General features: G+C 66.8%; 20 protein-coding genes. 13 read left to right on the top strand and 7 right to left on the bottom strand.

Annotated features, from left to right (window positions below; all coding sequences use genetic code 11):
- Positions 1 to 250 precede the first annotated feature (250 nt).
- Complete coding sequence (locus MJ956_RS02605; protein ID WP_253962921.1) at positions 251 to 688, top strand: hemerythrin domain-containing protein; 438 nt, start codon at positions 251 to 253, stop codon at positions 686 to 688.
- A complete protein-coding gene (gene hemN, locus MJ956_RS02600) occupies positions 681 to 2,036 on the top strand; it encodes an oxygen-independent coproporphyrinogen III oxidase (RefSeq protein WP_253962920.1) in 1,356 nt (451 codons plus the stop codon). Before MJ956_RS02605 ends, hemN begins: the two co-directional genes overlap by 8 nt.
- A 33-nt stretch (positions 2,037 to 2,069) precedes the next feature.
- Here the strand turns inward: hemN and MJ956_RS02595 are convergent, their stop codons facing one another.
- Positions 2,070 to 2,819, bottom strand: a complete 750-nt coding sequence (locus MJ956_RS02595) for a Crp/Fnr family transcriptional regulator (protein WP_253962919.1) — start codon at positions 2,817 to 2,819, stop codon at positions 2,070 to 2,072.
- 306 nt (positions 2,820 to 3,125) lie between these two features.
- On the opposite strand from MJ956_RS02595, the gene MJ956_RS02590 reads away from it, so the two are divergent.
- The 4 genes from MJ956_RS02590 to MJ956_RS02575 all read left to right on the top strand — a co-directional run bounded on the left by MJ956_RS02590 (position 3,126) and on the right by MJ956_RS02575 (position 8,411).
- Positions 3,126 to 4,901 carry an N-acetylglutaminylglutamine amidotransferase gene (locus MJ956_RS02590; RefSeq protein WP_253962918.1) on the top strand — a complete coding sequence of 592 codons (1,776 nt, stop codon included), beginning with the start codon at positions 3,126 to 3,128 and terminating at the stop codon, positions 4,899 to 4,901.
- Positions 4,902 to 4,908: 7 nt separating this feature from the next.
- Complete coding sequence (gene ngg, locus MJ956_RS02585; protein ID WP_253962917.1) at positions 4,909 to 6,717, top strand: N-acetylglutaminylglutamine synthetase; 1,809 nt, start codon at positions 4,909 to 4,911, stop codon at positions 6,715 to 6,717.
- Complete coding sequence (locus MJ956_RS02580; RefSeq protein ID WP_253962916.1) at positions 6,718 to 7,872, top strand: osmoprotectant NAGGN system M42 family peptidase; 1,155 nt, start codon at positions 6,718 to 6,720, stop codon at positions 7,870 to 7,872.
- 122 nt (positions 7,873 to 7,994) lie between these two features.
- Complete coding sequence (locus MJ956_RS02575) at positions 7,995 to 8,411, top strand: hypothetical protein (protein ID WP_253962915.1); 417 nt, start codon at positions 7,995 to 7,997, stop codon at positions 8,409 to 8,411.
- A 38-nt stretch (positions 8,412 to 8,449) separates the two neighbouring features.
- Here the strand turns inward: MJ956_RS02575 and MJ956_RS02570 are convergent, their stop codons facing one another.
- Positions 8,450 to 9,742: a bifunctional alpha/beta hydrolase/OsmC family protein gene (locus tag MJ956_RS02570; protein ID WP_253962914.1), complete on the bottom strand. Its 1,293-nt coding sequence runs from the start codon at positions 9,740 to 9,742 to the stop codon at positions 8,450 to 8,452.
- 230 nt (positions 9,743 to 9,972) lie between these two features.
- Here MJ956_RS02570 and queF point away from each other — a divergent pair, with 230 nt between their 5' ends.
- The 3 genes from queF (at position 9,973) to pobA (ending at position 12,901) form a co-directional block, all read left to right on the top strand.
- The gene (gene queF, locus MJ956_RS02565) at positions 9,973 to 10,434 is read left to right on the top strand and encodes a preQ(1) synthase (RefSeq protein ID WP_253962913.1); all 462 of its coding nucleotides are present in this window, start codon (positions 9,973 to 9,975) and stop codon (positions 10,432 to 10,434) included.
- A gap of 72 nt (positions 10,435 to 10,506) precedes the next feature.
- On the top strand, positions 10,507 to 11,619 hold the full coding sequence (gene ribB, locus MJ956_RS02560) for a 3,4-dihydroxy-2-butanone-4-phosphate synthase (RefSeq protein ID WP_253962912.1): 1,113 nt from the start codon (positions 10,507 to 10,509) through the stop codon (positions 11,617 to 11,619).
- Between the two features lie 100 nt (positions 11,620 to 11,719).
- On the top strand, positions 11,720 to 12,901 hold the full coding sequence (pobA, locus tag MJ956_RS02555) for a 4-hydroxybenzoate 3-monooxygenase (RefSeq protein ID WP_253962911.1): 1,182 nt from the start codon (positions 11,720 to 11,722) through the stop codon (positions 12,899 to 12,901).
- 867 nt (positions 12,902 to 13,768) lie between these two features.
- Here pobA and MJ956_RS02550 read toward each other — a convergent pair.
- Complete coding sequence (locus MJ956_RS02550; protein WP_253962910.1) at positions 13,769 to 14,161, bottom strand: type II toxin-antitoxin system VapC family toxin; 393 nt, start codon at positions 14,159 to 14,161, stop codon at positions 13,769 to 13,771.
- The gene (locus MJ956_RS02545) at positions 14,158 to 14,400 is read right to left on the bottom strand and encodes an antitoxin (RefSeq protein ID WP_253962909.1); all 243 of its coding nucleotides are present in this window, start codon (positions 14,398 to 14,400) and stop codon (positions 14,158 to 14,160) included. Before MJ956_RS02545 ends, MJ956_RS02550 begins: the two co-directional genes overlap by 4 nt.
- 345 nt (positions 14,401 to 14,745) lie before the next feature.
- On the opposite strand from MJ956_RS02545, the gene cysG reads away from it, so the two are divergent.
- Positions 14,746 to 16,182: a siroheme synthase CysG gene (cysG, locus tag MJ956_RS02540; RefSeq protein WP_253962973.1), complete on the top strand. Its 1,437-nt coding sequence runs from the start codon at positions 14,746 to 14,748 to the stop codon at positions 16,180 to 16,182.
- Between the two features lie 21 nt (positions 16,183 to 16,203).
- On the opposite strand, the gene MJ956_RS02535 is transcribed toward cysG, so the two are convergent.
- Positions 16,204 to 16,677, bottom strand: a complete 474-nt coding sequence (locus MJ956_RS02535) for an Lrp/AsnC family transcriptional regulator (protein ID WP_253962908.1) — start codon at positions 16,675 to 16,677, stop codon at positions 16,204 to 16,206.
- 133 nt (positions 16,678 to 16,810) lie between these two features.
- On the opposite strand from MJ956_RS02535, the gene ald reads away from it, so the two are divergent.
- Complete coding sequence (gene ald, locus MJ956_RS02530; RefSeq protein ID WP_253962907.1) at positions 16,811 to 17,926, top strand: alanine dehydrogenase; 1,116 nt, start codon at positions 16,811 to 16,813, stop codon at positions 17,924 to 17,926.
- A gap of 15 nt (positions 17,927 to 17,941) precedes the next feature.
- Here the strand turns inward: ald and trhO are convergent, their stop codons facing one another.
- Positions 17,942 to 18,829: an oxygen-dependent tRNA uridine(34) hydroxylase TrhO gene (gene trhO, locus MJ956_RS02525; RefSeq protein ID WP_253962906.1), complete on the bottom strand. Its 888-nt coding sequence runs from the start codon at positions 18,827 to 18,829 to the stop codon at positions 17,942 to 17,944.
- A gap of 171 nt (positions 18,830 to 19,000) precedes the next feature.
- Here trhO and MJ956_RS02520 point away from each other — a divergent pair, with 171 nt between their 5' ends.
- Together MJ956_RS02520 and MJ956_RS02515 are read left to right on the top strand one after the other, a co-directional pair.
- Positions 19,001 to 20,383, top strand: coding sequence for a hypothetical protein (locus tag MJ956_RS02520; RefSeq protein WP_253962905.1), 1,383 nt, complete (start codon positions 19,001 to 19,003; stop codon positions 20,381 to 20,383).
- 336 nt (positions 20,384 to 20,719) lie between these two features.
- Positions 20,720 to 22,252 carry a YifB family Mg chelatase-like AAA ATPase gene (locus MJ956_RS02515; RefSeq protein ID WP_253962904.1) on the top strand — a complete coding sequence of 511 codons (1,533 nt, stop codon included), beginning with the start codon at positions 20,720 to 20,722 and terminating at the stop codon, positions 22,250 to 22,252.
- Between the two features lie 47 nt (positions 22,253 to 22,299).
- Here the strand turns inward: MJ956_RS02515 and pheT are convergent, their stop codons facing one another.
- Positions 22,300 to 24,714 carry a phenylalanine--tRNA ligase subunit beta gene (pheT, locus tag MJ956_RS02510; protein ID WP_253962903.1) on the bottom strand — a complete coding sequence of 805 codons (2,415 nt, stop codon included), beginning with the start codon at positions 24,712 to 24,714 and terminating at the stop codon, positions 22,300 to 22,302.
- Positions 24,715 to 24,730 lie beyond the last annotated feature (16 nt).

Genomic DNA, 24,730 nt, shown 5'->3' with positions numbered 1-24,730 from the left:
CCCTCACGGCGCACCCAAACCCGGCCAATTGCGCAGCGACGCCCGCGGGCTCTTTGCCAGCGTCGAAAGGCCTCCGCTTTGACCTCGATCAAGGAGTTGGGCGGTCGCCGCCCTCTATGAATGGTCGGACGATGATCGCCACCGGAGTCGAGAAATGCGATCCAGAGCACAAGCCAGACGCGCGACCGGGCGTGGAGCCGCCTCCTTGCGGTCGGTCGGTGCCGGCGCTTTCATTGGCGGCGAGAGCCTCGTGGTCCGGCTCAACGGTCATTTCAGCGTACTGTCGGACCTGTGCGACCGCCTGGAGGAGATTGCCGACCGCCTCCCCGACAAAGTGAATCGGCAGGACGCGCTGCATGTGGCGCGAAGTGTCAGCCCGACTGTGCGCCGCGCGCATGATTTCGAGGAAACCGTTCTGTTCCCGCTGCTGAAGTCGCGCTTTGCCACGGACGCCGCCATCGGCGAAGCGCTGAACGACCTTCGTTTCGAGCATTGGGAAGACGAGATGTTCGCCGAGGAGTTGGCGGAAGGGCTCGTCGGCTTCATCGGCGGACTCGAACCGCGCAACCCCGAGGCCCTCGGCTATATGCTACGTGGATTCTTTGGAGGCATGCGGCGCCACATCACCTTCGAGAAGGCCCACATCGTTCCGCTCGTGCAACAGATCGAAGGGGGCGGCCATGCGTGATTCGGCAGCGATTCTCGGGCGCTACAGCGAGCCGGTTCCCCGCTATACGAGCTATCCGACGGCGCCGCATTTCCAGCCGGACCTCGGCGCGGACCTGCTGCCCGACATGCTGGCCGGGATCACCGGCGACAAGCGCGTTTCACTGTATATCCACGTTCCCTATTGCGACCGGCTGTGCTGGTTCTGCGGTTGCCACACCAAACATACCCGGCAGTACGCGCCGGTGGCCGATTATGTGGATTCGCTGCTGCGCGAGATCGCGCTGATCTCTCGCGCGGTCGGCTTTGCCGTGCCGGTGGCGCAACTGCATTTCGGCGGTGGTTCCCCCAGCCTGATGCGCTCCGGCGACTTCCGGCGCCTGTCCGACGCGCTTCGCGAAGCCTTCACGATCGATGCCGCCACCGAAATCAGCGTCGAGATCGACCCGTCCGACGTTACCGACGACACGTTGGCCGGTCTCAGCGCGCTGGGCATGACGCGGGCGAGCATCGGCGTTCAGGATTTCGATCCCGCCGTGCAGGCCGCCATCAACCGGCCGCAGAGCTTCGAATTGACCCGCGAAATCGTCGCTAGCCTGCGCGCGATCGGCATCGGCTCGTTGAATATCGACGCCCTTTACGGCCTGCCGTTGCAGACGGAGAAGCGACTGGCCGCAACCCTGGACAAGGTCGTCGATCTCGAGCCGGACCGCATCGCGCTGTTCGGTTATGCCCACATGCCGTGGCTGAAGAAGCACCAGACCATGATCCGGGACGAGGATCTGCCGGATCAGGGGGAGCGCTTCGGCCAGGCGCGCCTCGCCGAGGCGGCGCTGGTCGCGGCCGGCTACGCGGCGATCGGCATCGATCACTTCGCGCTGCCCCACGACACGCTCGCCGAAGCCGCTCGGACCGGCACGCTGCATCGCAATTTCCAAGGCTACACGACAGATGCATGCGAGACGCTGATCGGGCTCGGCGCCTCATCGATCGGCCGGTTTCGCGACGGCTATGTGCAGAACATCGTACCGACCGCAACCTATCGCGCCGCACTGGAAGCCGGCCGCCTTCCGGTCGGGCGCGGCTATCGGCTCAGCGATGACGACCGCATCCGCGCTCATCTGATCGAACGGCTGATGTGCGACTTCGCCGTTTCCTTTGCCGATCTGAAAGCGCGATTCGGGGCGGCGGCCGCGCCCTACATCGCGGAAGCCCGCCTGATCGCCGCGAGCGACGCCGACGGGCTCTGCCGCCTCGACGCCGACCGCTTCGTCATCCCGTACGAGGCCCGATCCTTCACGCGAATCGTCGCCGCCCGGTTCGACGCGCATCTGCAGACATCGGCGTTCCGCTATTCCAAGGCGGTGTGAAACAGGCGATCCGCGCCGCCGAGACGCCGATTCCTAGCGGTCGACTTCGCAGCACTCCCGCAACCGGCGCAGGTCGGGGACGGTGACGGTCCTGTTGTGCTCGACGACGATCGTCCCGACCTTCCGCAGCTTGGTGATCTGGCGGCTGACGGTTTCGATGGTGAGGCCGAGGAAATCGGCGATGTCGGCACGCTTGAGCGGCAATTCGAAGCAGATCGGACCGTCCTCGGCCTTATGCTCAGGGTCGACATGGGACGCGATCAGGTAGAGGAAGCTTGCGACCTTCTCCGTCGCGGACTTGCGGCCGAGCGTCAGAATCCAGTCGCGGGCCTCATCGAGTTCCTTCAAAGCCTGTTCGTGCAGCCTGTGCCCGAGCTCCGGCGATTGGTCGATCATGCCTTCGATGACGCTCTTGGGAAAGGAACATACGCTCACGTCGGTCGCAGCCTCGGCCGAGACGTCGCTTTGGCGCTTGAAGGGGCGGCCCAGGAAGTCGGGCGCGAACTGTAATCCGACGATCTGCTGCCGTCCGTCGGCCATCAGCCGCGTCAATTTCACGACCCCGCTCAAGATGTTGGCATAGCGGCGAACGTCGTCTCCGGTCGCGGCGAGTTCCTCGTCGCTGCCATAGGCATGTCTCGCCGTATGCTTGCTGAGCGCTACGAGTTGATTCGGCGTGAGCGCGCCGCAGATGCCGCGATGCCGCGCCTCGCAGGCACGGCAAAGCGCCGGACCCTCGGAATTATGAATGTCCTGCCGCTCAGCCAGGGAAGTCCGTGCCATCGATTTCATCGTCCATGCCATTCCTCCCGGGCGCAGTGTTAAAGAAGATAGCCGGCCGATTCAAACCCTGTTTGCGATCGAGCGGACGGGCGCGCCGGCCACCGCCGGCCGGAACGGCCGAGCCTGATGCGACAGGGCTTCCATCCCGGCGAATCACCTCTCGCGGGATTTTTTTGCGGCGCGGAAGAAATTCGGCCGTTGCGGTTCATGTTGCCGGTCGCTGCCTATATGGTCTCGGATCAGGAAATTGCACCGAAGGCCGTCCATGCGGGCCTGCGGCGCGGGACGTGACGGTTCGGAGGTAAAATGTGCGGCATCTGCGGTGAGATCCGGTTCGACGGGCAAAAGGCCTCGGCCGAGCGGCTTCAGCGCATGGGCGATTGCCTGGCCCGGCGCGGCCCGGACGGCTCGGGCCAGGTGATGCGCGGCCGGGTCGGCCTCGGCCACCGGCGCCTGAAAATCATCGACCTTTCCGACAAGGCCGAACAGCCGATGGTCGACCCCGAACTCGGGCTGACCATCGCCTTCAACGGCTGCATCTACAACTATCCGGAACTGCGCAAGGAGCTGGAAGGCAAGGGCTATCGCTTCTTTTCGCATGGCGACACGGAGGTCATCCTCAAGGCCTATCACGCCTGGGGGCGCGATTGCGTGAAGCGTTTTCACGGCATGTTCGCCTTCGCCATTCACGAGCGTGACAGCGGCCGCGTGCTGCTCGCCCGCGACCGTTTCGGCATCAAGCCGCTCTATCTCTCGCAGAACGCCGAACGCCTCTACATCGCCTCGTCGCTGCCGGCGATCCTGAAGACCGGCGATGTCGACACCACGATCGACCGCGAGGCGTTGCACCACTACATGACGTTCCACGCGGTGGTGCCGCCGCCGCTGACGATTCTCAAGGGCGTACGCAAGCTGCCGCCGGCGACGACCCGGCTGATCGAGGCGGACGGCAGCTTCCACGACGATGTGTTCTGGGCGCCAGAATTCGGCCCCCGCCCCGGCGACGACAAGCTGTCCGCCGACGACTGGCGCGATAGGGTGCTGGAAGCGCTCAAGACGGCGGTGGCCCGCCGCATGGTGGCCGACGTTCCGGTCGGGGTTCTCCTGTCCGGCGGCGTCGATTCCTCGCTGATCGTCGGGCTTCTGGCCGAAGCCGGGCAGAAGGACCTCAATACCTTTTCGATCGGTTTCGAGGACGCCAATGGCGAGGTCGGCAACGAGTTCGAATTCTCCGACCTGATCGCCAATCACTATGGCACCGAGCACCACAAGATCTTCGTGCCCGGCTCGGAACTGATGGAGCATCTGCCCGGCACGATCGCGGCGATGTCGGAGCCGATGGTCTCCTACGACAATGTCGGCTTTTACCTCCTGTCGCGCGAGGTCTCCAAGCACATCAAGGTGGTCCAGTCCGGCCAGGGCGCCGACGAAATCTTCGGCGGCTATCACTGGTATCCGCCGATGGTCGGCGCCAATGATTCGCTGGCCGCCTACAGCCATGCCTTCTTCGACCGCTCGCACGAGCGCCTGCAAAGCCACATCGCGCCGGAATGGCACACCGAAACCGACGTCAGCCGCGAATTCGTCGAGCGGCATTTCGCCATGCCGGGCGCGGAAAACCCCGTCGACAAGGCGCTGCGGATCGACGCACACGTCATGCTGGTCGACGATCCGGTCAAGCGGGTCGACAACATGACCATGGCCTGGGGCCTCGAAGCGCGTGTGCCCTTCCTCGATCACGAACTGGTCGAGCTCGCCGCGCGCGTGCCGGCGTCCGAGAAGCTGAAGCAGGACGGCAAGGGCGTCCTCAAGGAAGTCGCCCGTCAGGTCGTCCCGTCCGCGGTGATCGACCGCAAGAAGGGTTATTTCCCGGTTCCGCAGCTCAAATACATCTCCGGCCCCTATCTCGACATGGTGCGTGATACGCTGACCTCCGAAAACGCCAGATCGCGCGGCTTGTTTCGCGGGGACTATCTCGAGACGCTGTTCGCCGATCCGGCCGCCCACATCACGCCGCTGCGCGGCTCCGAACTGTGGCAGGTCGCGCTTCTCGAACTCTGGCTCCAGCAGCAAGGGATCTAGCGCCACGATGGCAGATCACCGGCCCCGGACACAGCCCAATATCGATCACCGGCTGAAACGGATGCGCACCGACGGCATCAAGGCCCCGATCGGCCGGCACAATCCGAAGCTGCCGTCAGCGGAGAAAAACGCCTATCTCGATTGCGGCTGGGGCCGGCTGGTCTTCGCCCAGACCTTCGAGGAGCCGACGGAGCTGGTGCGCAGTCTGCGCGAGGAAGGCCCCGATCGGCGCGACATCGCGTTCTACGTGCGCGACCCGCATGTGCTGCTCTCTCACGCGCCGCAGGAGCTGTTTCTCGATCCCTCGCACACCTATCGTCTCGATCTTGCCACCTATCGCAGCGATCCGCGCCGGCCACGCGGCTATTTCATTCGTCGCCTGTCCTCGGAGCAGGATGCGACGGAGGTCAACCGCATCTACCAGAGCCGCGGCATGGTGCAGGTGCATCCGGCCTTCTTCTGGTCCAATCGCGACAACCGGGCCCTGACCTATTTCGTCGCCGAGGACGAAAACACCGGTGCCATCCTCGGCACGGTCACGGGCATCCATAACCGGCGCGCCTTCGCCGACCCCGAGAACGGTTCCTCGCTCTGGTGCCTCGCGGTCGACCCGCAGGCCACCCATCCGGGCATCGGCGAGGCGCTGGTACGCCGGCTCGCCGAACATTTTCAGGCGCGGGGCTGCGCCTTCATGGACCTGTCGGTCATGCACGACAACGAGCTGGCGATCGCGCTCTACGACAAGCTCGGCTTCTACCGGGTTCCGTATTTCGCCGTGAAGCGCAAGAACGAGATCAACGAGAAGCTGTTCACCGGCTCGGGCGCCGACTACGACAGCCTGAATCCCTACGCCCGGATCATCGTCGACGAGGCGCGGCGGCGGGGAATCCACGCCGAAGTGACCGACGCGGCCGGCGGCTTCTTCCGCCTGACCCAGGGCGGCCGCACGATCCATTGCCGCGAAAGCCTGTCGGAACTGACTTCGGCCATCGCGATGTCGATCTGCGACGACAAATCGGTGACCCGCCGCATGGTCGAGGCCGCCGGCGTCGCGGTGCCCGAGCAGATCGAAGCGGACGGCAACGAGGAGAAGCTGGCCGCCTTTATCGCGCGGCACGGACAGATCGTCGTCAAGCCGGCGCGGGGCGAACAGGGGCGCGGCATCGCCGTCGGCATCGAAACCGTCGAGGATGCGAAGACCGCCATCACGGCGGCGCGGGAGCAATCGGACCGGGTGCTGCTGGAATCCTGCTTCGAAGGTCACGACCTCCGGCTGATCGTGATAGACTATCGCCTGGTTGCCGCCGCCCTGCGCAAGCCGCCAAGCATAACAGGCGACGGCAGATCGAGCGTGCGCCAGCTGATCGAGCATCTGTCGCGGCGGCGCGCGGCGGCGACCGGCGGCGAAAGCCGGGTGCCGCTTGATGCGGAAACCGAGCGCTGCGTGAAAAATGGCGGGCACGCCATGGACGACATTCCGGCGAAAGGCGAACGCATCGCCGTCCGCAAGACCGCGAATCTGCACACCGGGGGCACGATCCACGACGTTACCGGGGAGGTGCATCCGGTTCTCGTCGATGCCGCCGTCGCCGCCGCCCGGGCGATCGAGATTCCGGTGACGGGGATCGACCTGATGGTCAAGTCGCCGCGCCAGAGCGACTACGTCTTCATCGAAGCGAACGAACGACCGGGACTGGCCAATCATGAGCCGCAGCCGACGGCCGAGCGTTTTGTCGACCTCTTGTTTCCCATGTCGATTCCGTTTTCAGTGCGCGCCGCCAGAACGCAAAAACGCAAATCCAGGAAGGACGACTAAGTGCCAAGGCTTGCCATCGATGCGCAGTATCTGACGGACCAGCTGAAGGCGCTTCTCGATATCCCCAGCCCCACCGGCTACACCGATACGGTCGTTCGCCATGTCGCCAAGGAGCTGGAGCGCCTTGGCCTGACGGTCGAACTCACCCGGCGCGGCGCGATCTCGGCGCTCAGGCAGGGTTCGCGGCGGGCGTCGGCGCGGGCGATCGTCAGCCACCTCGATACGCTGGGAGCCCAGGTCAAGAGACTGAAGGAGAATGGCCGGCTCGAACTCGTGCCGATCGGCCACTGGTCGGCGCGTTTCGCCGAGGGGGCGCGCGCGACGCTGTTTACCGATTCCGGCACCTATCGCGGCACGATCCTGCCGCTCAAGGCCTCTGGCCACACCTACAACGAGGAAGTCGACACGCTTCCGGTCGGCTGGGATTTCGTCGAGTTGCGGGTCGACGCGCTAGGCCGCGACGCGCGCGAACTGCAGGCGCTCGGCATCGAGATCGGCGACACGGTCGCGATCGACCCGCAGCCGGAGTTTCTCGATAACGGCTTCATCGTCTCGCGCCACCTCGACAACAAGGCCGGCGTCGCGGTCATGCTCGCCGCGATCGAGGCGATGGAGCGCGCCGGGGCGGTGACGCCCGTCGACATGCACTGGCTGTTCACCATCGCCGAGGAGGTCGGCGTCGGCGCTGCCTCGATCCTGACGCCCGACGTCGCGTCGATGATCGCTGTCGACAACGGCACCTCCGCGCCGGGCCAGAACTCCTCCGAATTCGGCGTCACGGTGGGCATGGCGGACCAGACCGGCCCGTTCGACTACCATCTGACCAAGAAGCTCGTCCGGCTCTGCCAGGAAGAGGATATCCGCTACCAGAAGGATATCTTCCGTTTCTACCGCTCCGATTCAGCCTCCGCGATCGAGGCGGGCCACGATGTTCGCACGGCGCTGATCACCTTCGGCGTCGACGCTTCGCACGGCTATGAGCGCATCCATGTGCACGCCTTGCGCTCGCTGGCCGAACTCGTGACCGCCTATGCGACCTCGCCGGTCGAGATCGAGCGGGATCGCAACCAGCATGCGGGGATCAAGGGTTTCACCCGGCAGCCGGCCGTCGCGGCGGAGCAGGAGCTCGCCGAGGATTCCGATCCGGCCGAGTAATGCCCCTGCCGTTCCGCCGAGCGGGCAAAGCTCTCGCGGTTCATAAGGTCGCCCGTTCGCGATAAGATCGGCGGCCGGTGTCCGGCGCGGAACCGCGCCGCCGACAAATGGGGATGACAGGCATGACCTCCGACAGAATCCTGGCGCTGGCCACGGCGTGGTGGCGCGATATCGAGGTGACGGCGGCGGCCCATCCATCCATCGCCGTGATGGGTCTGATCCTCGCCCTCCTGTCGCTGCTCCTGTCGCGAAGCCTGCTGGTCTTCCTCGCGGCGGCGTTTCTCGCAATGGCCACCATCCCCATCACCGAGCCGATCGCCGATCCGCTCAAACGCGAGATCCTCGTCGGCGGGTTGTTTCTGGTGATCGTCATCGTCTCCGTCGTGGTGATGATGCTGCGGCTGCGGCTGCGTCAGGCACGCATCGAGCTGGACCGCACAGCGGCGGAAGCCAATGAATGGCAGGCGCTTTATCAGGATGAAGTGCGCTGGCGTCAGGCTGGCGGCGATGCACGGGACCGGTTGCCGCCGAGCGGCTGAAGCCGATCGCGACGCCGATACCCGCTGCCGCCGTCGGATCAGGTTCCGACAGCGGCCTCGGGGCGATCGATCGCGTCCGCTGCATCGCGCGTCGCCGCGTCGGCATCGACCAGCGTCGTCGTCACCGTCGAGGATGCCTCGAGCGTGCGGTGAACCGGGCATTTGTCGGCGATTTCCAGGAGCCTGGCTTCCCATTCATCCGGCACGCCGCCCTCGATGTGGATGCGGCGGGTGAATTGATCGATCTTGCCGACCTGCCCGCGCTCCGTCTCCGTGCAGGTTTCGCAGTCCTTGAAGTGTATCTTTCGGTGCGCAACATCGACCGTGATCCGGCCAAGATCGAGCTTCTTGCGGTCGGCGTACATGCGTAGCGTCATCGAGGTGCAGCTCGCCAGCGCCGCCGAAAGGAAATCGTAGGGCGAGGGGCCGCTGTCGAGCCCGCCGACACTTTCCGGTTCGTCGGCCAGCAGCCGGTGACGTCCCGCATGCACGGCGTTCTGGAACTTGCCGCCGAAGGTCTCTCGCACCCCCACATGCTCGATCGCCGTCTTGCCCTGGGGCTGTTCCGGATCGATGTAACGGGTCACCCAGCCGGCGACGACCTCGGCCGAGAACCCGGCGTCGGCGCGCTTGGTCAACAGATGATCGGCGCCGTCCAGCGACACGAAACTCTTCGGGTGGCGCGCCGCGGTGAAGATCGCGCTGGCATTGTCGATCCCGACCAACTCGTCGACCGGCGAATGCATCACCATCAGCGCCTTGCGCATCGCCCCGATGCGATCGGTCAGGCGGGTACCGCGAATGTCTTCGAGAAACTGTCGCCGGATGGTAAAAGGACGGCCAGCCAGTTTCACGGCAACCGCCCCCTCCGCCTCGATGGCGTCGACATGGGCCGCGAACTGCTTTTCGACATGGCTCGCATCTGCGGGCGCCGCGATCGTCACCACCGCCTTGACCTCGGGAATGTCTCCGGCGACGGCGAGAACGGCGGCGCCTCCAAGCGAGTGGCCGATCAGGATTTCCGGCGCCGCGAAATTGGCTCGAAGATAGTCGGCGGCGCTTTTCAAGTCGGCGACGTTGGAGGAAAAGTTGGTGGAGGCGAATTCACCCTCGCTGGCGCCGAGACCGGTGAAATCGAAACGCAGGACGGCGATGCCCTGCCCGGCCAGGCGATCGGCGATGGTCCGCGCGGCCAGAAGGTCCTTGGAACAGGTGAAGCAATGCGCGAAAAGCGCATAGGCGCGCACCGCTCCGAGCGGCAGGTCGAGCCGCGCCGAAAGGGCGCCGCCGGAATGGCCTTTGAAATCGACGCGCAGAATCGAATCGCTCATGCTTCTGGGACTCCGATGTTGGTTGCGATGGCCGGACGATAACCGCTTTCATCACACGCCGGCAGCTCCCGCCGGTCGAAGGACCGGGAGGCATGGTCTTCCTTTGCCGAGCGCGCGCGGAAAACACGATCAGATACGCGCGGCCGCTGATCGTCCCGCCTCCTCTACCAACCGCCGGCCGATCCATCTACATGGCTGCGATCCACGCCAGCATTCCGATTGGAAGCCCCATGGTCCAACCAGACGATCTCTCACAGCTCGGCCGCGACGCGCGCCCGGCCGCCTCGCCCGACGAAGCGGTCCTGGAAACCGTGCCCTATCGGCGCGGGGCGGGGGCGCCGGCCATCGTCCGATTCACCTGTCCGGAGTTCACCTCGCTCTGTCCGGTCACCGGGCAGCCGGACTTCGCCCATCTGGTGATCGACTACGCCCCTGACGAGAGGCTGGTGGAATCGAAATCGCTGAAGCTGTTCCTTACCAGCTTCCGCAACCACGGCGCCTTTCACGAGGACTGCACCGTCACGGTGGGGCGGCGCATCGTCGAGGCGACGAAGCCGCTCTGGCTGAGGATCGGCGGCTACTGGTATCCGCGCGGCGGCATCCCGATCGACGTGTTCTGGCAGACCGGCCCGGCACCCGAAGGCGTCTACCTGCCGGATCAGGGCGTGCCGCCCTATCGCGGCCGCGGCTGACGCCGCTTCGGGCGGCATTGAACGGCGCGCCGCTTCGGCTTAGGACGCCTGTAGGATCTAGCGGGGACAGGCATGGAACTCGACAGCATCGAAGACGCGATCGCGGCGATCGCGGCGGGAGAACCGGTCGTCGTCGTCGACGACACCGATCGGGAGAACGAGGGCGACCTGATCATGGCGGCGTCGAAGGCGACGCCCGAGCGGATGGCCTTCATGATCCGCCACACCAGCGGCATCATCTGCGTGCCGATGACCGCCGAGCGGGCCGACAAGCTGAACCTGCCGCCGATGGTCGCCAACAATCTCGACCCGATGCGCACCGCCTTTACCGTCTCGGTCGACTACAAGGTCGGCATGACGACGGGCATCTCCGCCGAGGAACGCACGAACACCGTGCGGGCGCTGGCCAACGACAATTGCGCCGGGACCGACTTTCTCAGGCCTGGCCACATCTTCCCGCTGATCGCGCGGGACGGCGGCGTTTTGACCCGCTCCGGCCATACCGAGGCCGGCACCGACCTTGCCAAGCTCGCGGGGCTGGAGCCCGCCGGCGTCCTCGCCGAAGTCGTCAATGACGACGGCACGGTCAAGCGCCTCACTGAGCTCGTTCCCTTCGCGCGCGAGCACGGCCTGAAGATCATCTCGATCGAGGACCTGATCTCCTATCGCATCCGGCGGGAATCCTTCGTCACCTGTGTCAAGCAGGAAGCAATGACCGTCGGCGGCATGGCCGCCCAGGTGCGGATCTACGAGACCCCCTTCGACCAGATGCAGCATGTCGTCGCCGTCTTCGGCGACGTGCGCGACGGCGAGAAGGTGCCGACCCGCATCCATCGCGAGCAGCCGGTACTCGACCTGTTCGGCCGTACCCGTGATGCAAAGACATGGGTGGAAATCGCCGTCGACCAGCTGAAAAGCCACGGGCGCGGCGTGCTGATGCTGCTCAGGACACCGAATGTCGACGACTTCCTCACCGAGGATGCCGTGGCGGACCATGCCGACGGCGAACGCCATGGCAGCGCGCTGAAACGCCAGCAGCGCTGGCGTGAGATCGGCGTCGGCGCCCAGATCCTGCGCGACCTCCACATCCGGTCGATCTCCGTGCTGGCGACGCATGAGCGGGCCTATGTCGGCCTCACCGGCTTCGGCATCGCGGTCGCCGGCACGATCCTGGTCGAGGACTGACCGGCGCTCGCGACCGACTCAGGCCGGTCAGGCCGAGCCGGCCCGCCGTCGTGCGCACCGCCTCGATGAACAGCCGCAGCGCCGACCTATGGAGCGTCTCATGAGACATCTGGAACGCACTCGCGTCGCCATCATCGGCGGCGGCCCCGCCGGATTGCTGCTGGCGCTCATCCTTCACCGGGCGGGGATCGACAGCGTCGTCCTGGAACGCGGGAGCCGCGACGACGTCTTGTCGCGCATGGGCGCCGACATGCTAGAAAAAGCCACCACGGACATCTTGCGGACAGCCGGCGTCGGCGGCCGTCTCGACCGCGAGGGACTCGTCCATGACGGGTTCGACATCGCCTGGCGCGGCGAAGTGCTGCACATCCCGCTTCGCGACCTGACCGGCAAGACCGTCACCATATACGGCGAAACCGAGCTCACGCACGACCTTTACGACGCGCTCGACGAGGCCGGCGTCCCGATCATCCACGGGGCCGAGGACGTGCGGCCGCAAGACATCGCCACCGACGCGCCGTTCGTGACCTTCCATACCGTGGACGGCGAGCACAGCCTCGAATGCGATTACGTCGCCGGTTGCGACGGCTTCCACGGCGTTTGCCGCCAGACCATTCCGGCCGATCTGCTGCGGACCTTCGAACGGGTTTATCCGTTCGGCTGGCTCGGCATCCTCACCCGGACGCCGCCGATCCAGGACGAGCTGATCTACGCCCATCATGCGCGCGGCTTCGCGCTCTGCTCGCTCAGAAGTCCGCAATTGTCGCGCTACTGTCTCCAGTGCGACGCCGGCGACGATGTCGCCAACTGGCCGGACGAACGCTTCTTCGACGAACTCGAGGCGCGGCTTCCCGTGGCCGTCGCGGCTCACCTCAAGCGCGGGCCCTCGATCGAGAAATCGATCGCGCCGCTCCGATCCTTCGTCGCCGAGCCGATGGGCCACGGCCGGCTGTTCCTGGCCGGGGACGCCGCGCATATCGTGCCGCCGGCCGGCGCCAAGGGACTGAATCTGGCGGTCTCCGATGTCCATTATCTGTCGCGGGCGCTGATCGCCCATTATCGCGACAAGGACGACCAACTGCTGAAGACCTATTCCGAGACGGCGCTTGCCCGTGTCTGGAAGGCCGAGCGGTTTTCCTGGTGGTTCACCTCGATGATCCACATGTTCGGCGAGGAGGGCACCTTCTCCCAGCGCATCCAGGAAGCCGAATTCGACTATCTCGCCGGCTCGCAAGCGGCGCAGACGGCGCTGGCCGAGAATTATGTCGGGCTGCCGTATTAGCGACGGTCGTCGCCGCTTCGCTTCCATTCAAGTCTCCCAGTGAGGACGCGCGTCATCGCCCGCGCCACGTTTGCGGCCGGTTCTGGCATTCCCCGAAACTGATCGTTCCTTCTTCCGTCGCGAGTATGGATGCCGCCCTGACGAGCGGCGGGACGCCGGAGGCGAACCCTCCGACTGTTTTACGTCATACGGTTCGCCTCCGGCATCCCGCGCGGTATCTGAGCAACCCTTCGACACGCAAACCCCGCCTTTCTCATGGGCTTGCGCGCGCTGCCGGATCTTCACGCCCCTGGCGGGGGCGTTCAAGTGGACCCAGACCACGGACCCCTCATCAGTGGGGGACGGTCCGGCGGGAGCAAAGGGCCGTCCGGGCCGGCGCTTCTCCGGAAGAAGCCCCGTCGCGGACACCGCACCGCCGGGGATTTCTCCCCTTGGCCCAACGAACGATCCCGGTGATCATTCGCGCCCGTTCCGTGGGCCGGCGGTGAGGGGATTATGCGGGAGCGGAAAAGAGTGGGGAGAAATTTTTCGGGCGGTAGGGGTTTTGAGAAGGCCAACGGTCTCTTCGTCTCCCCGGTGCAAGAAGGCCGCCGACCTTTGAGCCTCGTCATCCTCGCGCTTGCGCGGGGATCCATGTCTCCACGCGCGTCGTGTCCGCTGCAGTGAAGAAAGGGGCGGGCTTTCGGCAACGGTTTGGCGGTGGCACCGGCTTGGCATGGATCCCCGGCCTGCGGCCGAGGATGACGGCGCGGAGGCGGGGCGCGTCCGCTCCGGTGACGGAGGGAGCGGAGTTCTGGGAACGGCTTGGCGCCACAGACCACGCTGGTCGAGAACCATGGCGGGCCAGAGTTTTGGGGGCGGCCCTCTTCAGGCCTCCCAATCTTCCACTCGGAGGCCTTCGACGCGTTCGAACTCGCGCCGGTTGTGCGTGACGAGCGTCAATGAGCGCGCCATCGCCTGCCCCGCGATGAGGACGTCATAGGGTCCGATCGGCAATCCGACGACTGCGAGTTTCGCCCGAATCCGCGCGGCCTGCCGCGCGTCTTCCGGATCGATTTCGAGGACCGGGAACCGCAATTCATCCAACCGCGCCAGATTTTCCCCAACCCGGACGCTCCTATACGCACCGTAATAGAGTTCGTGCGCGACGACGACGGAGATGGCGTAGCGATCAGGCGGATGTCGCTTGAGCCTGGCAAAAACGTCGGCATTGCCCTTCAAAACGGCGATGACCGCGTTGGTATCAAGCAGGAATTTCATTCGAAGACGCTGAAATCGCGTTCCTGTTCCTCTGTCGGGCGCGCCTTGGCCGCGCTCTGGAAATCACTGTCCACGGGGCCGATCAGATCGTCGAGCCACTTCCAGTCCTGCTCCACGGGTTCCAGGATGACGGCGCTGCCGTGCCGCCGGATCCGCACGGTCTCGCCGGCGAACCGAAACTCCTTGGGAAGCCGGACCGCCTGGGAACGCCCCGACCAGAAGACTTTCGCCGTGCTCATTCCAAACCTCCGAATGCTATATAGCAAGAAGATATATCGACCGAGCGGTGGCGACAAGCGACACGACATCATGGCGGAGATTTTGGGCCGACCGTCTCGATAAGAGAGGAGGCGGCCGCTGAGAGCACGCCATCTTGCCGCGCCGACCCTACAGACGAAAGACTGACCTCATTTCGCGACCAAATGCGCAAAATCTGGCCTCGCCTTGCCGACCGCTCACGGCTTATGCAGAGTGACTGCAAGCTGTACCTCAACGAGGACGACCATATGGCCGAGCGCCCGTTCATCCACGACGCCCGCTCCGACGATGGGATCGGCGAGCGTGAGCCTTCGCGTCCGGCGCGCATGGGGCAACTCGCCAGCCTGCCGGTGTTCTTCGATCTTGCGGCCAAGCGTGTGGTCATGGCCGGCGGCTCGGAGGGTGCGGCGTGGAAGGCGGAACTGCTGGCCTCGGCCGGGGCGCATGTCGACCTCTATGCGCCGACCGAGGCGCTGGACGACGAGATGGTCGCGCTTCTGGCCGCGCCGCCGGTTTCGGGTCGCATCCTCCATCACGACCGGCCGTGGTCGACCGACATCTTCGCCGGCGCGGCGATCGCCGTCGGCGATGTCGAGGCGGACGCCGAGGCGCAGGCCTTTGCCTGCGCCGCGCGCGCGGCGGGCGTTCCGGTCAATGTCGTCGACAAGCCGGCCTTCTGCGACTTCCGCTTCGGCTCGATCGTCAACCGCTCGCCTGTGGTCATCGGCATTTCCACCGACGGCGCCGCGCCGATCCTCGGCCAGGCGATCCGCCGGCGCATCGAGACCTTGCTGCCGCCGGCGCTTGCCGGCTGGGCGGCGCTGGCGTCGAAACTCCGCGCCGAGGTGGTCGACCGCCTCGCGCCGGGCCCGCTGCGCCGCGCCTTCTGGGAACGCTTTTCCGACCGTGCCTTCACGACCCGGGCGCCGGACGCGAACGCCGAGCGCGATGCCCAGGACTTCGTCGGCGGTCTCGCCCGTTCGCCAGAGGCCGGCGGTCGCGTCACCCTGGTCGGCGCAGGCCCCGGCGAAGCCGAATTGCTGACGCTGAAAGCCGTGCGCGCGCTGCAGGCGGCCGACGTCATCCTGTTCGACGATCTCGTCTCCGACGACATTCTGGAACTCGCCCGTCGCGAAGCCAAGCGCATGCTGGTCGGCAAGCGCGCCGCCCGCGAGAGCTGCCGGCAGGAAGACATCAACCGGATGATGGTGCAGTTCGCCAAGGCGGGCAAGCATGTGGTGCGGCTGAAATCCGGCGATGTCTCGGTGTTCGGCAGGGCCGGCGAGGAACTCAACGAGCTGCATCGCGAGAACATTCCGGTGGCCATCGTGCCGGGCATCACCGCCGCCTCGGCGCTGGCGGCAAGCTTCGGGGTCTCGCTGACCCACCGCGACCGCGCCCAACAGGTGCGCTTCGTCACCGGGCATTCCAAGCGAGGCGACCTGCCGGAGGATCTCGACTGGCGGGCGCTGGCCGACGATCATGCGACGACGATCTTCTACATGGGCGGCCGGATGGCGTCGAAAATCGCCGCGCGGCTGATCGCCAACGGCCTGCCGGAGACGACGCCGGTGGCGGTCGCGGCGAATCTCTCCCGCGACGATGAAACCAAGGCGGCCGGCACGCTCGCCAGCCTCGGCGCGATCGTCGCTCAGATCGGCGTTGACCGGCCGATCCTCATCGGCGTCGGCCGGGTGTTCGCCGCGCATGCGCGGGCGGCGGCGGCCGGGCCGACGGACGTCGCCGAAGTGGCTGCAGGCTGAGAGGCAGCGATCGCCCCCGGCTCACACGCCCGGGTCGATCCGCACCGTCGAGCGATCGAGCACCTCGCGCAGCGCGAAGGACGAGTTGATCCGAACGACATGGGGAAACGCCGACAGATGGGTCTTGTGGATGCGCTCGTAATCCGCGAGATCGCGCGCGGCGATCCGCAGCAGATAATCGTATTCGCCGGACATCAGAAAGCAGACCACGACGTTGGGGCAGCGCTTCGCAGCCGCCTCGAACTCGGCCAGTTGGCGCTCGCTCTGGCCGGACAGGGAGATATGCACGACGACGGTGATCGGATGGCCGAGGACGTGGTTGGACAGGCGCGCGTGATAGCTGAGGATCGCGCCGGTCGCCTCCAGCCGGTCGAGCCGGCGCGAGCAGGCCGACGGCGACAGGCCGACCCGTTCGGCGAGGGTGTTGTTCGCCAGCCGCCCCTCGCGCTCCAAGGCGCGCATGATGGCAAGGTCGAATCGATCGAACGGCTCCATGCGCGGGATTTTTGCGCCTGACGGGCTGTTGGCGCAAGGTCCTTGCTAACGCCGCCGTCGAACCATCCCATTTCGAGAGGACATTGCAGCCCCATCGCGGCACGATCGCGCGATCGCCCCGAGGAGGACCATCATGCGCGTCGGCTGCCCGAAAGAAATCAAGAATCACGAATATCGCGTCGGCCTGACGCCTTCGGCCGCGCGCGAATATGTGGCCCAGGGCCATGATGTGCTGATCGAGACGGGCGCCGGGGCGGGCATCGACGCCGGCGACGCCGATTACGAGGCGGCGGGCGCGGCGATCGCCGCCGATGCGGCGGAGATCTTCCGGTCCGCCGACATGGTGGTGAAGGTCAAGGAGCCGCAGCCGAACGAGTGGGCGCAGCTGCGCGAGGGCCAGATCCTCTACACCTATCTCCACCTCGCGCCGGACCCGAGGCAGACCGAGGGGTTGCTGGCCTCGGGCGTCACCGCGATCGCCTACGAGACCGTCACCGACGGGCGCGGCGGCCTGCCGCTGCTGGCGCCGATGTCGGAGGTCGCGGGCCGCCTGTCGATCCAGGCCGCAGCGCGCGCGCTGGAAAAGGCCCATGGCGGACGCGGCGTGCTGCTCGGCGGCGTTCCCGGCGTCGCCCCCGGCAAGATCGTCATCATCGGCGGCGGCGTCGTCGGCAAGGAAGCGGCCAAGATGGCGATCGGCCTCGGCGCCGACGTGACGATCCTCGATCGCTCGATCCCGCGACTGCGCGACCTCGACGACCTCTTCGCCGGCCGCGTCCATACGCGCTATTCGACCAAGACCGCCATCGAGGAAGAGGTGTTCGCCGCCGACGCGGTGATCGGCGCCGTGCTGATACCGGGCGCGTCCGCGCCGAAGCTCGTCACCCGCGAGATGCTCGCCGGCATGAAAAAGGGGGCCGTCCTCGTCGACGTCGCCATCGACCAGGGCGGCTGCTTCGAGACCTCCCACGCGACGACCCATGCCGAGCCGACCTTCGAGGTCGACGGCATCGTCCATTACTGCGTCGCCAACATGCCGGGCGCCGTTCCGATCACCTCGGCCCATGCGCTCAACAACGCGACGCTGCCCTTCGGCCTTTCGCTCGCCAACCGCAAGCTGGACGCGCTGCTCGCCGACCCGCATCTGATGCACGGGCTCAACGTCCATCGCGGCCAGATCACCAACCGGGCGGTCGCCGAATCGCTGGGCCGCGACATGGTCGACGCGAGAGAGGCGCTGGCCGGCTGACCCGGCGAACGACCATCAGTCCGCCGGTTCGCGCGCCGTCATCTGCCGCTGGCGCTCGCGCAGCGCCGCGGCTTTCTCGTCGGTGAGCCGGTCGATGCAATGCGGGCAGGAAACGCCGTCCTCGAAGGCCGGCGAAGCCCGATCAGCGGGCGAGAGCGGCGCGCCGCAACCGAAACAGGCGGCCCATCCGCTCGCCGCAAGTCCGTGGCCGACCGCGACGCGGCTGTCGAAAACGTAGCAATCGCCTTGCCAGCGGCTATCGGATTCCGGCACTTCCTCGAGATATTTCAGGATGCCGCCCTTGAGGTGGAAGACGCTCTTAAACCCCTTCGACAGCATGTAGGCCGACGCCTTTTCGCAGCGGATGCCGCCGGTGCAGAACATCGCCACCTTGCGATGCTTTGACGGGTCGAGCCGCGTTTCGACGAAGTCCTTGAACCCGGTGAAACTGTCGATGCCGGGATCGATCGCGCCGGCAAAACCGCCAACCTTTGTCTCGTAGCGGTTGCGCGTGTCGACGAGGATGACATCCGGGTCGGCGATCAGCGCGTTCCAGTCCGGCGCCTCGACATAGGTGCCGGCTTGCGACGACGGATCGGCCTCGGGCGCGCGCAGGGTGATGATCTCCGGCCGGATGCGGATCTTCAACCGCGCGAAGGGCCAGGCAGCGGCTTCGGAGAATTTCACCTCGCCGCGCCTGATGCCGCAGCGGCGGTCGAGTTCCTCGAGGATCGCGGCGATCGCCTGTTGCGTGCCGGCGATGGTGCCGTTGACGCCTTCCGGCGCAAGCAGGATCGTGCCGCGTGCCCCGCGCTCGGCGCAAAAGGCGGCGAGCGCCGCCTTTTGCGCCGGCAGATCATCGAGCGGGACGAAGCGGTAGAAGGCGGCGACGGTGTAGGCCATCGCGCCTCATAACGCCGTAGGCGGCGCCTGACAAATCCATCACTGCCCTCGCCGCCGCGCTCCGCTGCCCGGCCGACAGCGGCGCGCAAGCTTTGCCGTGACGCGGGCCACGAAAATGCTAAGAGAAGGAAACGAATCCCGCCGCTCGCCAAATCCGGAGTTTCGCCGCTCGTGATCGACCGTATCATCGGCGTCGTGCTGATCATCACCGCCGCCGCGGTCCTGCTGCGCGAATGGACCGGCAGCGAGGCGGCCTCGCTGGTCGGGTCGGTGGGCGTTTTCACGTTTCTCGCGCTTGCCACACCCCGCGCGCGCCCCTCGCGGCAGGCCTTCGTCGCCGTCGGCATCGGACTTGTCGCGACGACCATCCTGTCGCGACCCGACAGGCGAGAGGTGGTTGCGCGCGGGCTCGAACAGGCCGCGTTCATCGCGGCGTTCTTCATCGCCCTCGCCTCGCTGCGCAATCCGGCCTCGACCTCGCCGGCGATCGCGCGCTGCGGGCAGTATCTGGCCAGTCAGCCGCCGGGCAAGCGCTATCTGGCGTTGACGATCGGCGGGCATCTCTTCGCCCTGATCCTCAACTACGGCGCCATCTCGCTGCTCGGGGGACTCACCGAAAGCATCGCCAGCCGCGAGGCCAACGCCGAGATTCGCGAGATCCGCAACCGGCGGATGCTGCAGGCCATCCAGCGCGGCTTCGTCGCCACATTGGCTTGGTCGCCGCTCGCCTTCGCCATGGCGATCACGACCTCGATCATCCCCGGTTCCTCCTGGAGCGGCGCGGCGGGCTTCGCGATCCTCAACGCCATTCTGGTGACCTTCGTCGGCTGGGTGCTGGATTCGCTGTACAAGCCGAAACTGTCACAGCCCGCGCCTCGGCGCACCGGTCCGATCGGCGGCTGGCGGGACCTGAAACCGCTGCTGGCGCTGCTCCTGCTCTTGTTCGGCGGCGTCGCCGCCCTCGAACTTTTGACCGGCCTTCGAATGATCGCCGTCGTCATGCTGCTGGTTCCGGCGATCGCCGTCGCCTGGCTGTTCATCCAGGCGCGGGGGCCGGAAGGCGCGAGCCGGCGCACGCTCGCCCGCCTGCGCAACATTGCGCTCGCAGAGGTGCCGTCCTACCAGTTCGAGCTTGTCCTCCTGGTGATGGCGGGATTCATCGGAACGGCGGGCAGCGCGCTGCTTGAACCGTTGCTCGACAGACAGCCGATCGGCCTCGACGCGCTGCCCGGCCCGCTGATCCTCGTGGCGCTGGTCTGGGTCATCCCGCTGCTCGGCCAGATCGGCATGAACCCGATCCTGTCGGTGTCGCTGTTTGCGCCGCTGCTTCCCTCCGCCGCCGCCATGGGCGTTTCGCCGAACGCGATCGTCGTCGCGCTGACCGCGGGCTGGGCGCTCACCGGTGCTTCCTCGCCCTTCACCGCCACGACGCTGATCGTCGCCCGGCTCGGCCACACCAGCGCCCATCGCGTCGGACTGGTCTGGAACCGGGGCTTCAACCTAGCCGCGGGGCTGGCGCTTTCGCTGTCCGTCCTGGTTGCCGCAACGCTGTGACGAGCCGATTTTCGGCGCGGGATGGACGGCAGGCGCTTTCCCGTACGCGTTGATTGCCTACTTCGAGCGGCGTCACCGCACCGGACCAAGGGCCGCGCGGCGCGCCAAGGCGACAGGCGGAAAAGAGGCGAGGCGAGGACAGAAAATATGGCCAATCCTGAATTTATTTGCCTTTAAGATTTCATCCGGCCAGAAGCCGCGACGCGATTCGGCGCGGTTTTGTTCGAACAATGTTCTTGTTTCATTCCAAAAATCGTGCTTACCTAGCGGCATTCTGGTCAGAGCAGCCGTCTTCCCGCAGCGGGGGCACAGGCCGCCGGTTCGAGGGGTAACGCCATGGTGTCCCGCGTCAAGACCGTCGCGTTTCAGGGAATCGAAGCGGTTCCCGTCGACGTTCAGGTCATGGTCGCCCCCGGCAAGGTCGGCATCCAGATCGTCGGCCTGCCCGACAAGGCCGTTGCCGAAAGCCGGGAGCGCGTCCAGGCCGCGCTGCATGCGTCGGGCCTGTCGATGCCGCCCAAGAAAGTCACCGTCAATCTCGCCCCGGCCGATCTGCCCAAGGAGGGCAGCCATTACGACCTGCCGATCGCGCTCGGACTGATGGCGGCGCTCGGCGCGATTCCTTCCGACGCGCTCGCCGGCTTCGTTGTTCTGGGGGAACTCTCGCTCGACGGCATGCTGACGGCCGTGGCCGGAGCGCTGCCAGCCGCGATCGGCGCCAACGCCATCGGTCTCGGGCTGATCTGCCCGGCCGATTGCGGCGCGGAGGCTGCTTGGGCCAGCGGCGACATGGATATCATTGCCGCCCGCAGCCTGATCCAGATCGCCAATCATTTTCGCGGCACCCAGATCGTCGCGCGGCCGGAACCGGCGGTCCGGGCCGCGCCGGCCAATCTGCCGGACCTTGCCGAGATCAAGGGGCAGATCGTCGCCAAGCGCGCGCTCGAAATCGCCGCCGCCGGTGGACACAATCTCCTGATGGTCGGGCCGCCCGGCTCCGGCAAGTCGATGCTGGCCCAGCGGCTGCCCTCGATCCTGCCGGCGCTGACCGCCAAGGAACTGCTCGAAGTCTCGATGATCGCCTCGATCGCCGGGGAGCTTTCCGGCGGCAAGCTCTCCGACCGCCGTCCGTTCCGCGCGCCGCATCATTCCGCTTCCATGGCCGCGATGGTCGGCGGCGGTTTGCGCGCCCGTCCCGGCGAGGTGTCGCTCGCCCATCGCGGCGTCCTCTTCCTCGACGAGTTCCCGGAATTCACGCCCGTGGTCCTCGACTCGCTGCGCCAGCCCCTCGAGGCGGGCGAATGCGTCATCGCGCGCGCCAACCATCGCGTCACCTATCCGGCCAAGATGCAGCTGGTCGCGGCGATGAATCCCTGTCGTTGCGGCATGGCCGGCGAGCCCGGCCGGTCCTGCGCGCGCGGAGCCCGCTGCGCGGCCGATTATCAGGCGCGGATTTCCGGCCCGCTGATGGACCGGATCGACCTGCGCGTCGATGTGCCGGCGGTCACCGCCGCCGACATGATCCGTCCGCAACCGGCGGAAACCTCCGACACCGTCAAGGCGCGGGTAGCGGCGGCCCGCGCGCTCCAGATGGAGCGTTACGAGGCTGCGGGGCTGCCGGGTTCCACGGTCAACGCCCATTGCACGGCTTCGCTGATCGAGACGATCGCCGAGCCCGACGCGGAGGGGCTGAGGCTTTTGCGGGACGCGGCCGAGCAGATGAAATTCTCGGCCCGCGCCTATCACCGTATCCTGAAGGTCGCGCGCACGCTCGCCGATCTCGACCAGGACGCGACCGTGCGCCGCATTCATCTCGCCGAGGCGATCTCCTATCGCGTCGCCGGGGAGCGGCTGGCGGCGGCGGCATGAACGCGGAACGCCATCCCCGGCCGATGCCTGGTCGCCGTGGGAGCGCGTCAGCCGCGCAGAGCGCCGCCGCTCGCCTTTTCGACCTGCGCGACGATCTTCGCCGAAACCGCTTCCAAGTCTTCGTCGGTCAACGTCCGGTCGGCCGGATTGAGCGTCACCTCGATGGCGACGGACTTCTTGCCTTCGCCGAGCGCCGCGCCGGAAAAGACATCGAAGACGCGCACCTCGCCGACCAGCTTCCTGTCGGCGCCCTCGGCGGCGCGCACGAGCTTCAGCGCCTCCACGCCGGCATCGACGACGAAGGCGAAGTCGCGGCGCACCGGCTGGAACGGCGACAGGGTCAGCACCGGCTTGGTGCGGGTGGTCTTGCGCTTGGGCTCGGGGATGGCGTCGAGGAACACCTCGAAGCCGCAGAACGCGCCGCCGGCATCGAGCTGCCTCAAGGTCCGGGGATGAAACTCGCCGAACTCGGCGAGAACCACCTTCGGGCCGAGCTTGATGCGCCCCGACCGGCCGGGATGGTACCAGTCGCTCGCCGGCGCCTCGATCATCAAGCGGTCGACGGGCGCGCCAGCCGCTTCCAGCGCGGCGATGGCGTCGGCCTTGGCCTCGAAGACGGACACGGCCGGAGCGTTTGCCTCCCAGGATCGGCCCGCGCCGGTCGAAACCGCCGTACCGCGCCGCACGCCGCCGGCGACGCGCTTCTGGCCATCCGGATCGTCGGAGGCGTAGACCGCAGCCACCTCGAACAGGGCCGTGTCGCCATGACCGCGCGCGGCGTTGCGGCTTGCGGCGGCGATGAGGCCCGGCAGCAGCGAGGGCCGCATGTCGGACATGTCGGCGGAGATCGGGTTCTCCAGCTTCAACGCCTCGGCGCCGCCGCCAAAAGCCAGGGCGTGTTTTTCGGGAATGAAGCTGTAGTTCACGGCCTCGACCATACCGCGCGTGGCCAGGGCCCGGCGGGCGGCGCGGTCGCGGATCTGCGGCACGGTCAGAATGCGGGTGTTGACCGAAGCGGCGGCCGGGAGCGGTTGGGGCTCAATCGTCTCGACGCCAGTGAGGCGCATGATCTCCTCGACGAGATCGGCCTTGCCGTCGACGTCGGGGCGCCAGCTCGGAACCGTCACGCTCGCCGACGCGCCCTGGCTCGACACACCGAAGCCGAGCCGCTTCAGGATGGCCGCCTGCTCGTCCGGTGTCACGGTCAGCCCGGTCAGCCGCTCGACCTCGCCGAAGGGCAGTGGGATCGACCGCGGCTCACGCGTCGCTTCCGCGACGACGATGCGCCGCGAGGGCGTGCCGCCGCAAATGTCGAGCACCAGCCGCGTCGCCAGGTCCAGCCCCGGCTCCATGAAGGCCGGGTCGACGCCACGCTCGAAGCGGTAGCGGGCATCTGTGATAATGCCGAGATCCCTGCCCGTGCGGGCGATATCCTTCGGCTCCCAGAGCGCCGATTCGATGAGAACGTCCGTCGTCATCTCGTCGCAGCCGGACTGCTCGCCGCCGATGATGCCGGCGATCGATTCCACGCCGTTGTCGTCGGCGATGACGCACATGCCCTCGGCGAGCGTATAGGTGCGTCCATCCAGCGCCAGCACCTCTTCTCCGGCCCTGGCGTCGCGGACGGCGAGATCGCCCGCCACCCTGGCGGCGTCGAAGACGTGCAGCGGCCGGCCGCGATCGAAGGTGACGTAGTTGGTGATGTCGACGAGGGCGTTGATCGGGCGAAGGCCGATCGCCCTGAGGCGCTTTTGCATCCACTCAGGCGAGGCGCCGTTGGCGAGCCCGGACACCTGACGCAAAGCGAAGCCGGTGCAGGTGGCGCTGTCGACCCGGACGGCGACCGGGCAGTCGCCGTCCCCTTCGATGTGCTCCGGCGCCCTGGTCTTGAGCGTACCGAGGCCGGAAGCGGCGAGATCGCGAGCGATGCCGGCAACGCCGGTCGCGTCCGGGCGATTCGGCGTCAGATTGATCTCGATGACCGGATCGGCCAGATCGGCGTAATCGGCGAATTTCGTACCGACCGGCGCGTCATCGGCCAGATCGATGATCCCGTCATGGCTGTCGGAGAGTTCCAGTTCGCGCTCCGAACACATCATGCCGTGGGATTCGACGCCGCGAATCCTCCCGACCGACAGCGTCGTATCGATGCCGGGCACATAGGTGCCGGGGACGGCCAGGACGCCGACCAGCCCGGCGCGGGCGTTCGGCGCGCCGCAGACGATCTGCAGCGGCTTGCCGCCGTTGATCTCCGGCCCCGCCTCGACGCTCAGCACCTTCAGCTTGTTGGCGTCGGGATGCTTTTCGGCGGAGAGCACCCGCGCGATGGTGAACGGCTGAAACACCGCGCGGTCATCGACGGCCTCCACCTCGAGCCCGATCATGGTCAGGCGTTCGCAGATCTCGGCGAGCGACGCGTCGGTCTCGAGATGGTCCTTGAGCCAGGAGAGCGTGAATTTCATGGGAAGCGATCGTCGG

The sequence above is a fragment of the Aurantimonas marianensis genome, assembly GCF_024195285.1.
GTDB lineage: Bacteria > Pseudomonadota > Alphaproteobacteria > Rhizobiales > Rhizobiaceae > Aurantimonas > Aurantimonas marianensis.
Note: the sequence above shows the minus strand (reverse complement) of the source record. Positions and strands in the feature narration are given on the sequence as shown.

Excerpts from the sequence above, each read along its gene's own strand:
- hemN (WP_253962920.1), top strand. The coding sequence starts at position 681 with ATGCGTGATTCGGCAGCGATTCTCGGGCGCTACAGCGAGCCGGTTCCC.
- MJ956_RS02595 (WP_253962919.1), bottom strand. The coding sequence starts at position 2,819 with ATGGCACGGACTTCCCTGGCTGAGCGGCAGGACATTCATAATTCCGAG.
- MJ956_RS02590 (WP_253962918.1), top strand. The coding sequence starts at position 3,126 with ATGTGCGGCATCTGCGGTGAGATCCGGTTCGACGGGCAAAAGGCCTCG.
- ngg (WP_253962917.1), top strand. The coding sequence starts at position 4,909 with ATGGCAGATCACCGGCCCCGGACACAGCCCAATATCGATCACCGGCTG.
- MJ956_RS02575 (WP_253962915.1), top strand. The coding sequence starts at position 7,995 with ATGACCTCCGACAGAATCCTGGCGCTGGCCACGGCGTGGTGGCGCGAT.
- MJ956_RS02570 (WP_253962914.1), bottom strand. The coding sequence starts at position 9,742 with ATGAGCGATTCGATTCTGCGCGTCGATTTCAAAGGCCATTCCGGCGGC.
- queF (WP_253962913.1), top strand. The coding sequence starts at position 9,973 with ATGGTCCAACCAGACGATCTCTCACAGCTCGGCCGCGACGCGCGCCCG.
- ribB (WP_253962912.1), top strand. The coding sequence starts at position 10,507 with ATGGAACTCGACAGCATCGAAGACGCGATCGCGGCGATCGCGGCGGGA.
- pobA (WP_253962911.1), top strand. The coding sequence starts at position 11,720 with ATGAGACATCTGGAACGCACTCGCGTCGCCATCATCGGCGGCGGCCCC.
- MJ956_RS02550 (WP_253962910.1), bottom strand. The coding sequence starts at position 14,161 with ATGAAATTCCTGCTTGATACCAACGCGGTCATCGCCGTTTTGAAGGGC.
- MJ956_RS02545 (WP_253962909.1), bottom strand. The coding sequence starts at position 14,400 with ATGAGCACGGCGAAAGTCTTCTGGTCGGGGCGTTCCCAGGCGGTCCGG.
- cysG (WP_253962973.1), top strand. The coding sequence starts at position 14,746 with ATGGGGCAACTCGCCAGCCTGCCGGTGTTCTTCGATCTTGCGGCCAAG.
- MJ956_RS02535 (WP_253962908.1), bottom strand. The coding sequence starts at position 16,677 with ATGGAGCCGTTCGATCGATTCGACCTTGCCATCATGCGCGCCTTGGAG.
- ald (WP_253962907.1), top strand. The coding sequence starts at position 16,811 with ATGCGCGTCGGCTGCCCGAAAGAAATCAAGAATCACGAATATCGCGTC.
- trhO (WP_253962906.1), bottom strand. The coding sequence starts at position 18,829 with ATGGCCTACACCGTCGCCGCCTTCTACCGCTTCGTCCCGCTCGATGAT.
- MJ956_RS02515 (WP_253962904.1), top strand. The coding sequence starts at position 20,720 with ATGGTGTCCCGCGTCAAGACCGTCGCGTTTCAGGGAATCGAAGCGGTT.
- pheT (WP_253962903.1), bottom strand. The coding sequence starts at position 24,714 with ATGAAATTCACGCTCTCCTGGCTCAAGGACCATCTCGAGACCGACGCG.